A 13,728-nucleotide genomic window follows, 5' to 3' on the forward strand; every position below is an offset into this window, starting at 1 on the left:
ATAGATATGGACATCATAGAGGCATATGAGAATGCCCCTAAACTGGGGTTTATTAGAGGACAACAGTCGGCGGGTGCATATACAGCGGTTATAGACAAGGATGTTTATAATCCTGATATGATAGAATCTGAACCTCCTCAAGTTGGAGAAGATGCGGTAGTCATGGTAGAAGATACAGAAGGCCGCAGGATATTTATCATAGGGAAGATTGTATCTGTAGAATCAGATAGCGATGTTAGGGTAGGTGTCTATGTTCAGGGAGGTAACATGGTATATGCCCCCAGTACGGTTATCGCCAAATTTGTTCCTCAGTCGTCATTTGTTATCAAGGAGGGGCCATCAGGTAGGCAGGTAGAAGTTGTCACATTTAGGACCGTACTCAATACAGGAACAACTATTAAGCGTATGACACAGCAGTTTATTGACAGTTTTATAGAGATGTTTTCTGATAGAAAGGTTTTTACTCCGGGAACTTTCCTTGGCAGTAATGTGCCAGTGCCATTTTGGTTACCCCACTTTGGTACAGAGGATAAAAATGGTATAGGTGAAGCATATCATGTAGGCATATTCGGACGTACCGGATCTGGTAAATCAGCACTGGCAAAGATACTTATGGCTTATTATGCCGTTCACCGCTCAATGTCTGCAATTGTTTTAGATCCTCAAGGTGAATTTTTCAGAGACTTTTCGGGGAAAAAGGGTAGTGGCACATATCCTCTTGATGTCCATAGCTATTGGCAGGAGACAGGAGGAGGTGTCATATTGGCCCCTATATCTCAAATAGCCTTTGAGGATAGGGAGGACATTCGGTCATTGCTTTTAGCCGTTATACGGAGTATCACACAATTCATTGGTATTACTGCTCCCGACAAGATAGAACGTCTTGTTTCTACTGTTTTACCTATCTTCCATGCGTATACCCTTTATATACAAGGTAAGGACAATATGGTGCCTCCATCGGTGGCATCAGAGTTTCGTATTATTGGTAGTGGGGATATTGGTGATACATTAAAAAGCATATTGACAGAAGGATTATCCTCTCCAGCCCTTGATGATATGGCCATGATTGTCCTTGACCGCATAGATGCCCGTATGGATGACATATACGATAATGAAAAATCCCGTGAAGAGAAGAGAAATAACATAGAGAGACTGAAACAAGATTCCGATAGAATGAGAGAATTTACCAAGCGACTACTTGATATTCTTATTCTCATGCATGGTGATCATACCATTGACCAACTTATAGATATGACAGTCGATAGTCATAAGCTTCTTGTTTTATCTATGTCACCTGATGATGACATGGGAGAATATCTCCAGTATTTTCTTATAGATACTTTCTTACGTAAGCTGGTTGCTATAGCCCATAGACGATTTAAAGATAGTAAGCAAATGAATACCATGGTCTTCCTCGACGAAGCACATAGGTTTGTGCCAGCAGGTAGGCAAGAAGACACATATGTAGAGAGCTTGAGAAAAAATCTTATCAGAGCTGTCAGGGAGACACGAAAATATGGTCTGGGTTGGACTTTTATTTCCCAGACACTGGGTTCTTTGGCACCTGACATTGTTTATCAGATACGCGTATTCCTTATAGGCTATGGCCTTGTCATGGCATCTGAGCGTGCTAAGGTTGCAGAGCTTGTATCTGGTTATCCCGGTACCATGGATGTCTATATGTCGTTTCCCGATCCATTTAGTGCAAAGTTCTTCGGTAAAAGCTTTTTCCCATTCATGGCTGTTGGCCCTGCATCACCTCTGTCTGCCACCGGTGCTCCTCTATTTTTTGCCTCATATAGTGCGGGCAATGTCAGACGATCTCTGGATAAGTTGATAACCCGGGTGGACGATAAGACATCAGAATAAAGGGGAGAAAGCTCTCCCCTTTTTATATCACTCTTGTCATATAAACTTTGTTTGTGTATATAATGAAGAAAAAACACAGTGGAGGGATACAGTCTTGGCGGTAATAAAGTATAGACCAGAAGACTTTGAAGTAAAGGAACTGATGAAACTTCCGCCCAAGGGTAAGGGCTATGGTCTTTATCTACTTACCAAGAAAAATCGCACAACAATAGATGCCGTGAAAGAGGTGGCCGATGCTCTTGGGGTGAGATATAGGGCTGTTTCATTTGGTGGAATGAAAGATAAAAGGGCTATTACCCACCAGTATATTACCGTTAAGGGAGTTGTTGGTCGCAAGGTTGGAGGAAGGGGCTGGAAGATTACCCCTATTGACGAAGTATCTCGCCATGTATCTAAAGATGATATACTGGGCAACGAATTTTATATCACTATCAGAGATCTGTCTTCTGCTGATGTAGAGCGTATTATGGAGCATTTGGAAATGCCCGGTGAGCTAAAAGTGCCCAACTACTTTGGCCCTCAGAGATTTGGCTCATATTTTAGTGGTGATTTTCCCGCCAAGGCTATGATTCAAAGGCGATACAAAGATGCCCTGCTTATGCTTCTTACCCCTAAGGTCAGGGCGTCGTGTGAGTCTATATTTAGAAGTCAACACCCTGTGTGGGATATATGTGTAAAGGTGGCCCGCCACCGCTGGGAAAGAGAGGTATTTAAGTTTCTTGGACGTAGACAGGGAGCATACCGAGATGCCCTGCGTATAGTGCCTAAAGAGCAGAAGGCTATTGCCGCTCTTGCTTATCAGTCATATGTGTGGAATGGGGCTGTGAGTTATGAGATCCTGAGAAGATCTGATAATGTGTTTGCCGTAGAGGTCAAGGGGCTTCCATTGAATTTCTCAAGAAAACCTATTGACCTACCATTTGATGAATATCCATATCCCAGCCCATATCTGAAACCTGAAGAGATTCCTGAAGGTATGAGACTCTTTTTAGAAAAAGAGGGTATAGACCCTACCCACTTTAAAACCCGCGTGTGGGGAGTAACATTCCCTCTGAGGTATAGAAAAGTTTTCATGGTACCCGAGCTTAAAGATGCCGGTCATTCTGGTGATGATGTATTTAGAAGACTGAAGTTTGATATCCACTTTGTGCTTCCTAAAGGGGGCTATGCCACCATATTCCTTGCATATATGTTAGGTGAACTGCCCCGTGAGGGACGCTAAAGTAGGCTAGACAGTTTCTTCACTATAAAGTCATAGTAAAAGGCCGGTGTGATGATGACGCCCTGATGTGGCTTACGTGGTGTGGTTGGCATAAGTGACACGATAATAGATGGCTTATCTGTTAGCTTCTTGGCCCTTCTCAGTGCAGGTGGCAATTCTTCTTCACCAGATATGACGAAGATGTAATGCTTGCCGGTGACAAGGTCTATCTTGACACGCTTCTCTTTAACTGTGTGTACATTACCCCTAAGGTGTGAGGCTATTATAGATAGGAGGTGTATTTTTTGTAGTCTCACTCTTGCAACAGGGTTGTATCCATAGCCTATAGGTGATGTAAAGAGCACAAGTTTCTTTCTTCTCTTTTCCTTGGAATTGTCGTTATTGATAACATTAATAACATGCATGTTTTCTAATTCTGTAATAACCTTGGCTACAGTTTGCCTTGTGAGACCTGTCATCTCTGCTATTTGAAGGAATGTTACCTCGCTGGATGCATTTTTACCTAACCATGAGGCGACCGTGCGTTTGGCACCACGTAGATGGCTTTCCAATCGGTATAAATCTCCTTCTATGTTTATATCCTTGTCTTTGACATGACCGGGTAAGCCTCCACCTTTAAGATATAAGTTGAATAGGTGGTGAAGCATAACGGCGTTCCATTGCATATGTACGGCAAAGTCTTCTATGGTTTTGAGAGAGAGAATTTCATCAGCCAGCTCATCTTCTCCCCTCATGCGGAGATACCACAGGAATGTCAACGGTGGCATGTCTTCTCCTGCCCTATCAACAATTTGTAGGGCTTTTATGCTTGTGGGAATGGGGTATGGCAGGTGATCCAGCACGACAATATCAGGCATCACCACTCTTTCAAGCCATTCTACAAATGCCTCTTTGTCTCCCACATCTTTCATATCTATGTAGTAGGCATTTTTAAGTCCCCTCTTTGCGAGGTGTCCTATAAGCTGACGGGCTAGTACAGTTTTTCCAACTCCGGGGAAACCAGTAATAAGTAGTCTGCCTTTACCATATAGTTTTAGTGAATATGTGGGTAGTAACGGGTGCTCTGGCAGGTCAAGCTCTTTCATTGTCGAGCCTGTTAGGTGTGGGTTGTTTATTTCCAATATCTCCTGCCATCTACGCACTCGTTTCACCTCCGATACACTTATTATAAAAAGTACGTCCATTTATGTCAATTGTATATTCCATTAGTGGCATTTTCTTTGTGTTATACAATATACCATGGTGATGAACATGAAGATATTGAGAAGGCAAGTACAGGTTGAGTATCATATTAAGCGTTCTGTGTTTATAGGGGTTGCATCGCCTGTTATGACAGAAGACGAGGCAAAGGATTTTATAGCCAAGGTACGGGAAAAGTATACCGATGCTACCCATGTGGCATGGGCTTATGTTGTACATACCATAGAGGGTTTTTCCGATGCCGGAGAACCTGCAGGTACTGCAGGACCTCCTATCCTCAGAGCTCTCAAAGGGGCAGGGGTTACCCATGGTGTTATCTGTGTTGTTAGATACTATGGTGGTATCAAGTTAGGTAAGAGAGGGCTTATTGATGCCTATGGCCATACTGCCAAGCTTGCCATAGAAAAGGCTGGAGTTGCAGAGGCTAAAGAAGGGTATATCATAGAAATTACGCACACATATGATGTGAAAATTGATGGGATTCTTCGCTCATTGGGAATAGATGTCAGAAGTCTGTCTCCCCACTATGAAGAGGTCGTTCGCTGGATACTGAAAATTGACAAGGACATGTATGAGAAGATCGTTGGCAGTCTGAAGCATCTTGATGGTGTTAAGATACATGTAAGGGGTAAGACCCTTGTGGAGGTGTCGTAGTGAAGATACAATTAAATCCGTGTGGACCACTACAGACAAACACAATTGTTATTACCCATAAAAATACCACCATTGTTGTAGATCCTGCATGTAGTGATTTGGCCTCACTGGGTATTTTAAAAGGGCATTTGTATGTGGTGCTAACCCATGGACACTGGGATCATATACTGGGGGTTCCTCTTATGCCGGTAGAGACAGTATATATTCATAGAGGCGATGTTCCTATGCTTTCCGATCCCATGCTTAACGGTTCTCTACGGGGGATATTTGCCCCTATTACCGTTAGTGTGAAACCAAGCCCTATGTGTGAGGGTGTACATGCGCTGGGGGACATATCATTTACGGTGTATCACACACCGGGTCATACACCTGGTAGCATTTCACTCTACTTTCCTGATGAGGGTATTGCCATTGTGGGAGATTTCCTGTTTACCGATGGTATAGGAAGAACAGATCTGCCCGGTGGCAGCAGTGCTAAGATGCGTATGTCTATCAGGAAGTTTATGAAAGCTATACCCGGTGATACGCTTATATATCCAGGTCATGGTAGGCCGTTTCACTTGAAGACTCATTATTTATATAAAAGGGGTGGATAGAATGCGGGGAAGACAGAGTTACAGGGAGGAAATAAGAGACAGCATTGCAGAGACAGTACTTAAACTTATGGAAAACAAACGATTCGACGATATAAAAATTGAAGAGATTATGCAGTTGGCAGGCTTTACTAAAGGTACATTCTACCAATACTTTGATAGAAAAGAGAGTTTGTGGCAGTATCTTGTAGATAGTGCATTGGAAAAGTTCCGTATGATGCTTACCAAGTCACAGGAAACTGCCAGTGATGCTGAAGAGGCCCTTGATACACTTATTGCCTCTATTATTGAAGAGAAAAACCGTTCTTTGCAGCTTTGGCGTATATTTGCCCAAGCAATGACAAATGAACCAATGCTTCGTAGAAGAATTATTGACAGGCTTTTTGCCTTTATATTTATGTTTGGAGGACGCGCTTCATACGAGTCTGCTATGGTGTTACTGGGAACATTTATGTGCATATGGGTAGAGGATAGAGAACTTGATAGAGAAGAGTTGAAGAAAATTTTGCATAATGCAGTTTTTTATGCATAAAAGTGCATATAAAACACAAAGGGGCACCGTCTCTCGGTGCCCTTATTTCATAGGAGGGAGGGGAGGGGGAAGGGAGGTGGTTCCTCTCCTATGTTCCCTTATTTCGTGATAATATTTTACCAAAGCTGCAAATATATGTCAATAGGTAGGTGGTAAATACATGGAATTGTTTTTGGGTGTTGCACTAGCTGTTTTTCTATTATACAACATTTTACTGACATTATGGTATATCTCTGAACGAAAGCGACTAAATACTGAAATCAATCGTCTCCAGAATATTATTAGTAGCCTTACCCAGGAGATAAGGCAGGGTAATATGGCTATTGGTAAGATTGATGGCAAGATATCTATACTTGATAATGTGGATAAACATGTATTTACCAGTACTCAAATGGTTTCTCAAATATTCCGCTCTTTAGAAGAAGTATCTCCTAAGATAACAAAGCTATATGAGAGTATCATTGGAGACCGAGGACGGAGCGGGGAAATGATACTTCAGTTTCTCTTAGAGCGTATACTACTTCCCGGTGAATATGAGTCTCAGGTTACTATGGGTCCTTATCGTGTAGATGTACTTCTCAATCTCGATATGGGTGATGCTGTGATCAGAGTACCTATTGATAGCAAGTTTACCTATGGTAATGAGTCTGATGTGAAAGCCCGTATTGATGAAGTTGCAAAGTATGTGCCATATTCTGATACTGGATTTGCACTGATGTATGTTCCATCTGATACTCTTTTTGCAGAAATTACCCAAAATGTTCATCTAATAGACTATGCCTTTTCCAAGGGAGTATATATTGTAGGACCTACATCTCTTTATGCCTTTGTTCGATCGGCCCATATGATGAAATCTCTTGTCGATGCTTCCCAGAAGCATAAGGAGACCCTCAAGAAAGTATCGTCCATTAAGAAGGATATAGATGATATCCTTGGAGAGAGCGAAAAGGTTCTCAGGCATAGTAGGAATATGATTGCACGACTGGAGAGCCTTAATGAAAAGCTCAGACGGATAAAGGAGGTATAGATATATGAATACACTGGCAAGTATTGCGTTTTTCTCCTTTTTGCTTTCTATGATTTTCTTTATAACAGCAGAGGTATTGGCTGTTATGAAACTGAAGAGAAAGGATTGTACGGCAACAAGAGCTTTTTTGTGGTTTGAGGTGCTGGGTTTTATATCGGTATCTTCAGATTATTACAAGCTTTACGATAGAGGCAGTGAAAAGTTAAAGGATTGCGAAAAAACATGGTGGGATGCCCTTAGTGAGCAGGCTGAAAATGGCGTTTTATATCCAGAAAAGGCGTGGCAGGTCATTAAATCTCTAAAGTCAGAGCAGAGTGTAAGGAGATTTATATTCCTTGCAACAGTGGAGAAATGGGCCCGTATACTGGGTCTTGTGTCATATACAATTGCATTGGCCATTATTCTCATGTCTGACACAGCAAAAGGTTGGGTTTGGGGTTCACTTCTCATTGCCTTATGGAATATATACAAACTCTACTATGTATATGGTGTGTTTAGACCGCTGGTGAAGCATAAAGTGTATGCGTCTTAGACACTATCTCTGGCTTGCCGTAGCACCTCGGGGAAGATGTGGGGATCTTTTCTCATGTCTTCCCACGATATACCAGACATGTTCATATCTTCCATAATTTCAACGCTTTTACGTAAGAGCTCAGCATAATTTCTAATGATGTTTCCCTTGACGAGTTTATTTAGGGCACTTGTTCCCATATCCTGTGGATGGTAGATGTGTGGGGCAAAGAGTTTCGATAAACGGTAAGCAATCATGTAGGTGGTGAATTTGCTTACAGTTAGTTCCTTTTCTTCGTCCCAGCCATCGGTCTTTAGTGAAAGCACAAGACTTGTCTGCACACCAACAGCCACCGAAGAATATAGCTCAAGCATCATGGTGGTGAAAGGGTTTGCCTGTGTGATAATAATGGGTATCTCCTGCAACAGTTTCTTGCCAGCCCCTGTACTGAGTTTATATATTTCAACAAATGTATCAGGACTGAGTTCCTGTAAGGATGCTATGTCATCGGTTTCTGTAAATTGACTTGTCATATCTGATATCTCTTCGGCAAATGCATCTATAAGCTCAGAGTTTTCTATTACAAGCGATATAACAGTGTTTTCTAGAGAACTCTTTAACCAAGACATGACCTCTTCCCCTTGCATGAGTCTAATGGTACCTTTGACCTGTATAAGGGGGTTTTCGCTTTCAAATGACGGTGCGAAGACAGGTGGCAGTAGTGCGCTTATGACATGGGCTGTGATAATACCCATAATGGTGTCAAACATAAGCCTATCGGATTCTGCTATTTGTGGCAGTAGACCCTCATAGCTTTCTGCACTTTCCTGTAAAAAGTGAGATGCCGGTATCGTGGCCACATCTTCAAGGTCAAGTAAAAACACTGTATATGTTGCCAGTGCCCTTGTATGTGTTTCTGGTATTTCTATATGATCTGTCATGCTATCACCTCATCTGCATCTTATCATTTATGCCGCCTCAAATATATAGTACGTGTTTCTCTTTTCCTTAGCTTTATATAGTGCTTCATCGGCTATTTTTAGTGCTTTTTCTGGCTCAAAAGGAATATTTTTCATCTTATAGGCTACACCTATAGAGACTGTTACCGGTATTTCTTTAACAATGGGAGGATTGGCAATAGCTTTTCTAATACGGTCTGCAATGCTATACGTAACCCGAAGCCCTACATCTTTGATAACGATGACAAACTCGTCTCCACCGTATCGAATAATTTCATCACCACTACGAAGCACCTTTTTTATACGGTTGACAACTTCTACCAACACTTTGTCGCCCTCCTCATGACCGAGTGTGTCATTGACTTCTTTGAAGTGGTCAAGGTCTATCATGAAGACGGCAATGCTTTCTGTATGGCCTCTAAGCCTCTGCATGAGTACGGGTAGGTATCCTCTATTTCTTGCCCCTGTTAGTGGGTCGGTATACATCTTAATGAGATTGTTCCACCTTCTGATAATAATTTCCAACACTTGCATACCTATTTCTGTTGTTTCACGGGCATGTTCTTCATCTGTTGTAATACTGAGAATAAGCACATTATCTTCTGCATCTTTTTTCTGAAGTACTATACGTCTGCTATTTTCAGGCTTTTCCCTATCTCCCCATACGGTTGATATAACTTCTTTGTCTCCGCGAGGACTAATAACCTCTAAGGAGATCTCAAAGATAGGTAGTGTTGCCAGGAGATACGCTGCTCCTACCCTTGCTGCCGTTTCCCTATCCATTACCTCTTCAAGATGCATAGCAAGGTCCGCCAATGGTTTAGCGCTGTCTAAGCCCCGCTTGAATCGTTCTATGATATGGGCTATACCATCCTCATCTACTTCGGAGATTTCTTCTTTAAGAAGGGAGGCTATTCTACTTGTTGTTAGTGATTTGCCAATAATAATGCCCCCTAATAGTGCTAGTGATGATGCAATGCCTACCAATATGCCAATCATCATACCTTTGGTTACCCATAAATATATGGTGATGATAATAGCACCGCTCAATAATGTAAATCCCCCTACTAATCTACCTGTACGCATACAACACTATCCCTCTTTTCTTTGGCCTTGTACATGGCCTTATCGGCGAGTTTGATTAATGTCTCTATGTCTATATCCTTACCTGCTTCTTTATATACGGCACCTATTGATGCACTAACAGGTATACCCTTGGTAATAGGTGGTTCTTTGATGTGTTCCTTAATACGCTCTGCGGCATGACACATGGCATTATAGTTGAGATCTTTCATTATAATAACAAATTCGTCTCCACCCATTCTAATGACAACATCTGATGGTCTTATGGTGCTCTCTATACGGCTTACAACCTCTTTTAAGACCCTATCGCCCTCTTCATGTCCTAGTGTATCATTGACGTCTTTAAAATGGTCAAGATCTAACATAAGTACGGCTGCACTACCCTCTTTGCTTATAAGTTCTGAAGCATAGTCTTCAAGATATCTACGGGTATATGCACCTGTTAGTGGATCTGTTAATGATTCATCGATATCCTCCAGTTTGGCTATAAATGAACGGATAATTTCTCCCAGTATCTCTATTTCCGATGATGAGAGCGGTTCTTCTGTGTAGATGGTAAGGTTGTACTTTCTCCCATTAATGTTGAGTGGTATAGTCAAAGCTATTCCTGTGTTCTGGCCCATATGAGTGACAGGTACATTGCGACCTTGCTTTTCTATATAGAGGTATAAGCCCTTAAGCTTGAAGGGGTCCATAAGATAGTGGTACATATACTCCAGTGCTTCTGTAAGTGTACCGGCTGCGGCGATGAGTGATGACAGTTCGCCGACAAATTCTTTGATGGTTAGTGCTGTTTCTATTTCCTCTATACGCTTCTTAATCATGGAAAGCAGTTTTTCTTTGCTAACGGTACCTGCATGTTCTATGCCTGCCAGTTCATCCCATATATCTTCAAGTAGCTTTTCTTTTTCCATGGTTGTCTTAATGTTGTAATACAGTACAACAAGCAGGAATAGCATGATTAGCAGAAATGGCAGTGCGGACCATAAGGTTTTTTGTATAATCGTTAGCTCTGAAATGCTGTACACATAATAAAGCCCTGTGAGGTTACTGTGTATGATGCCTATATAGGCTCTGCTTCTTTTTATAACTGTACCCGTTGGTTGTATATCTGATAGCTCCTTAGGTAGCTTGTTGTATATGTGAAAATCTATATATCCTTCAAGTGGATGGGCCAGCGTATCGATTGTGTCGGCTATATATTGCTTTACTGCACTTAGAGAGTTTTCAATATCTTCTAAGTACAGAGAAGTTCCTACTGCCCAATGTAGAGACGGGATGCACTTAATATATGAGAATTTTTCTGTTTGTATTTCCTGTCCGGGCTTATACCATTTATATGATATGAGACCTTCTGGGCATGCCCCAGTGATTTTTTCTGTAATGTACTGGGGTGGAGATGTTGATGTGTCTATAGGGTGTGCTATGGTAAGGCCAGTTTTTATGTCAAGAACATATGAATAAGTGTTCTTAGAAAAGCTATAGGTCATTTTGACCAGTACATTTGCCACTTCTTTGGCAAATCCGACACTACCTGTTGTTTGATATGCAAGGTTAATAGAATCTGCGATAATTATGGTTTGTAGTCTTGTAAAGTTGATGCGTTCCTTTTTCCACTTGTTGTCCATGGATGCATATAGTTTTTTCATACTGGAGGTGATTTCTTGGGTATAGGCTATTCTCTTCTTGAGTATCTTTGTCATCTCTGATGATGTTCTGCTATAGTGGATGGCAACAACAATAAAACTTACTATAACAAACATAGCCACTGTACTGATTAATGTTTTCCCCAAACTGCTTTTTGCCATGTGTCCCCTCGTTATGTGTGCTGATAATGTATATTTCTATTATAATCCCTTGTGAATATAAAATTATTCGTATCCGAGAGCTGGTTCTACAGGCTAAGTTTACTGTAGAATATACTCCTACAAGAATATTATCGATTGATTTTAATATTACCGAGGAGGTGCCAATTGTGAGGGTTATCAAGAATACACTGATATTTCTTGTGTTGTTTTTTCTTATAGTGATAGTCTATTTTGGATTTGTGGCTACACTATCTATGGATAGGTATCAGCCTACCATTATTATCGATAAATGGCATGCCACTGGTGGAAGGGAAGTATCCGGATTTGTGGAGGATTACAGGTCTGATTTCACAAGGGCCTCATTGTGGACGACAATTAGTGTAGATAAGGCAGATGTGTATTATCTGGTTATACCCAACCTTGTAGCCGGAGGAGGTTATAGGGTCATTGTTGATGACCATCTGGTAGGACAGATAGAGAAAAGCAAGGCGGCATATGTCAATTCTGCTCCTGTAACTGAGGTTTTCCCTATGAAGCTTATTCCCGGCAGCCATAAGATAGAGATAGATTTATCTTATAAGTATGGATATGGTTTTACAACCCAACCCGCATTTATTACAGACGATAGTTGGGGAGCATATGAGTATAAATATGTCAATAACTACTGGCATCAAGGTATTTTTCTATCCGATGGTGCGGTTATGGTCATTGTGGGTCTGCTATTCATCATGCTGTATTTCCTGACAGGTAAGCAGATGAAAAGTTATCTCTTGTTTGGTATAGCATTTATCCTTGTGTATGTAACGACACTGAAGGAGAGCATTTTTTACCTGCCTATTGACTATTTCACCATGAAAAAGATTCGTGATATTGCCATGATGCTTGGTGCCGTTATTTTCCTTCAGGCTATGCTTGTGTTTATTAAAGGTAGTCTAAAACCGTGGTTTGCAAAACTACTTTATGCTTATTATGCGGTTGTTGTGCTGAGTTTCCTCATTCCCAGCTATACGGCCTTTGCCACATTTGTCAAGCTTATGTATGTCTTTGTTTTGCTACTGTATTTCTACACAGCAGGTTTTTACATTGTTTCTGCCCAGCAGACAGCAGAGAAGTTTGTTCTTGGCGGTTTGGCATTTATGGGGTTATCTTATATCATTGGCATATTAGGTGCCCTCGGTGTTTTACACCTTATCATAGATCCTGTAGCCATCGGTATCCTCTTAGCAGTTGTTGTTTCTGCCATAGCTTTGCTTATTGATTTCTCGGATGTGTACAAGAGGGCCCATGAGGCCACACAGGAGGCTCTAAAGTCTAAACAGCAGATAGAAGAGGTACTTCAAGGTGTAGAACAGACAGCAGATGCTATTGGTGCTGTTATGAACACGGTTATGGGAGTTAGTACAGATGTTTCAAGTTTAGCAGAAGATATGTTGAGTGTGTCCGAAGGTTTAAGCAAAGAGGTTGATACCCTGACAGACGCTACCGCTATGATATCTGACAATATAGAAGGTATTCGCAAGGCCTCTCAATCTCTTGCCGATAGTGCAGGTGCTCTTAGTAACTTTTCAATGTCTATGCAGAGTAGGACAAGAGAGAATATTGAAAATCTTCAGTCTGTTATTGCCACATTTAGTAGCCTTAATCAGCAAATGCAGAAGGTCAATGCCCTAACAGAGGAATTTTCTAAAGTGTCTTCTGAGGTTGGTTCTATTATCGAGGAGATTAGAAATATTGCCAAGAAGACCAATCTTCTTGCCCTCAATGCTGCCATTGAAGCAGCAAGGGCTGGTGAGGCCGGTAAGGGATTTGCCGTTGTTGCCGATGAGGTAAGAAAGCTTGCAGAGATGTCTACAGAATCTGTTGGTCGAATTGAGGAAATTATGTCAGGACTTTCTGAGTTTGCCAGCAGGCTGGCAGAGGATGTGAAATCTACAACTGAGGCTCTTGGTGAGGCAACCCGTAGTGGAGAAGAGGTAGCCAGTAGCTTACAAGATACAGCTAATGATGTTGAGAAACTGTCTACCATGGCAGAAGACCTTGCTGCTGTGTCAGAGGAGCTAACAGCTTCCACAGAGGAAGTCAGTCGCTCTACAGAGAATCTCCTTAAACTGTCTGAAACAGTAGATGCTGTTTCCCAAAAGGTCACACAGGGTAGTCAGAAACAGGAGAAACTGGCAGAAGACCTTCTTAAAGGGGCTAAAGCCCTTGAGGATAATGTTAGAAGGCTCCAAGAACTGCTTGAGGGTAGGTAATCCTACCCTCAAGCTTTC

Annotated in this window: 12 protein-coding genes; 8 read left to right on the top strand and 4 right to left on the bottom strand. The window is 41.6% G+C overall.

The window, feature by feature from the left end; genetic code table 11:
• The first annotated feature begins 6 nt into the window (after window positions 1-6).
• The gene (locus tag GM182_RS00675; RefSeq protein ID WP_449186680.1) at window positions 7-1,869 is read left to right on the top strand and encodes an ATP-binding protein; all 1,863 of its coding nucleotides are present in this window, start codon (window positions 7-9) and stop codon (window positions 1,867-1,869) included.
• 94 nt (window positions 1,870-1,963) lie between these two features.
• Entirely contained in the window at window positions 1,964-3,091 is a 1,128-nt protein-coding gene (gene truD, locus GM182_RS00680) for a tRNA pseudouridine(13) synthase TruD (protein WP_449186681.1), read from the top strand.
• Here truD and GM182_RS00685 read toward each other — a convergent pair.
• The gene (locus GM182_RS00685; RefSeq protein ID WP_449186682.1) at window positions 3,088-4,233 is read right to left on the bottom strand and encodes a hypothetical protein; all 1,146 of its coding nucleotides are present in this window, start codon (window positions 4,231-4,233) and stop codon (window positions 3,088-3,090) included. The genes truD and GM182_RS00685 overlap by 4 nt on opposite strands.
• A gap of 109 nt (window positions 4,234-4,342) precedes the next feature.
• Here GM182_RS00685 and GM182_RS00690 point away from each other — a divergent pair, with 109 nt between their 5' ends.
• The 5 genes from GM182_RS00690 to GM182_RS00710 all read left to right on the top strand — a co-directional run bounded on the left by GM182_RS00690 (window position 4,343) and on the right by GM182_RS00710 (window position 7,629).
• On the top strand, window positions 4,343-4,945 hold the full coding sequence (locus tag GM182_RS00690) for an IMPACT family protein (protein ID WP_449186683.1): 603 nt from the start codon (window positions 4,343-4,345) through the stop codon (window positions 4,943-4,945).
• A complete protein-coding gene (locus GM182_RS00695) occupies window positions 4,945-5,541 on the top strand; it encodes an MBL fold metallo-hydrolase (RefSeq protein WP_449186684.1) in 597 nt (198 codons plus the stop codon). Before GM182_RS00690 ends, GM182_RS00695 begins: the two co-directional genes overlap by 1 nt.
• Before the next feature lies 1 nt (window position 5,542).
• The gene (locus tag GM182_RS00700; RefSeq protein ID WP_449186685.1) at window positions 5,543-6,070 is read left to right on the top strand and encodes a TetR/AcrR family transcriptional regulator; all 528 of its coding nucleotides are present in this window, start codon (window positions 5,543-5,545) and stop codon (window positions 6,068-6,070) included.
• Window positions 6,071-6,230: 160 nt separating this feature from the next.
• On the top strand, window positions 6,231-7,097 hold the full coding sequence (gene rmuC, locus GM182_RS00705; protein WP_449186686.1) for a DNA recombination protein RmuC: 867 nt from the start codon (window positions 6,231-6,233) through the stop codon (window positions 7,095-7,097).
• A 4-nt stretch (window positions 7,098-7,101) separates the two neighbouring features.
• Window positions 7,102-7,629 (top strand): hypothetical protein, encoded by a 528-nt coding sequence (locus GM182_RS00710; protein WP_449186687.1) that lies wholly within the window; start codon window positions 7,102-7,104, stop codon window positions 7,627-7,629.
• Here the strand turns inward: GM182_RS00710 and GM182_RS00715 are convergent.
• Genes GM182_RS00715 through GM182_RS00725 form a run of 3 tightly spaced genes read right to left on the bottom strand, consistent with a single transcriptional unit; the run spans window position 7,626 to window position 11,458 of the window.
• The gene (locus GM182_RS00715; protein ID WP_449186688.1) at window positions 7,626-8,549 is read right to left on the bottom strand and encodes a hypothetical protein; all 924 of its coding nucleotides are present in this window, start codon (window positions 8,547-8,549) and stop codon (window positions 7,626-7,628) included. The genes GM182_RS00710 and GM182_RS00715 overlap by 4 nt on opposite strands.
• 27 nt (window positions 8,550-8,576) lie before the next feature.
• Entirely contained in the window at window positions 8,577-9,653 is a 1,077-nt protein-coding gene (locus GM182_RS00720) for a GGDEF domain-containing protein (protein ID WP_449186689.1), read from the bottom strand.
• Entirely contained in the window at window positions 9,635-11,458 is a 1,824-nt protein-coding gene (locus GM182_RS00725; protein WP_449186690.1) for a sensor domain-containing diguanylate cyclase, read from the bottom strand. Before GM182_RS00725 ends, GM182_RS00720 begins: the two co-directional genes overlap by 19 nt.
• Before the next feature lie 167 nt (window positions 11,459-11,625).
• On the opposite strand from GM182_RS00725, the gene GM182_RS00730 reads away from it, so the two are divergent.
• Complete coding sequence (locus GM182_RS00730; protein ID WP_449186691.1) at window positions 11,626-13,710, top strand: methyl-accepting chemotaxis protein; 2,085 nt, start codon at window positions 11,626-11,628, stop codon at window positions 13,708-13,710.
• The last annotated feature ends 18 nt before the right edge of the window (window positions 13,711-13,728 follow it).

The organism is Zhurongbacter thermophilus (assembly GCF_026184435.1).
Classification (GTDB): Bacteria; Coprothermobacterota; Coprothermobacteria; order Coprothermobacterales; family JAADFF01; genus JAADFF01.

Excerpts from the sequence above, each read along its gene's own strand:
- GM182_RS00675 (WP_449186680.1), top strand. The coding sequence starts at position 7 with ATGGACATCATAGAGGCATATGAGAATGCCCCTAAACTGGGGTTTATT.
- GM182_RS00725 (WP_449186690.1), bottom strand. The coding sequence starts at position 11,458 with ATGGCAAAAAGCAGTTTGGGGAAAACATTAATCAGTACAGTGGCTATG.
- rmuC (WP_449186686.1), top strand. The coding sequence starts at position 6,231 with ATGGAATTGTTTTTGGGTGTTGCACTAGCTGTTTTTCTATTATACAAC.
- GM182_RS00690 (WP_449186683.1), top strand. The coding sequence starts at position 4,343 with ATGAAGATATTGAGAAGGCAAGTACAGGTTGAGTATCATATTAAGCGT.
- GM182_RS00710 (WP_449186687.1), top strand. The coding sequence starts at position 7,102 with ATGAATACACTGGCAAGTATTGCGTTTTTCTCCTTTTTGCTTTCTATG.
- GM182_RS00720 (WP_449186689.1), bottom strand. The coding sequence starts at position 9,653 with ATGCGTACAGGTAGATTAGTAGGGGGATTTACATTATTGAGCGGTGCT.
- GM182_RS00715 (WP_449186688.1), bottom strand. The coding sequence starts at position 8,549 with ATGACAGATCATATAGAAATACCAGAAACACATACAAGGGCACTGGCA.
- GM182_RS00700 (WP_449186685.1), top strand. The coding sequence starts at position 5,543 with ATGCGGGGAAGACAGAGTTACAGGGAGGAAATAAGAGACAGCATTGCA.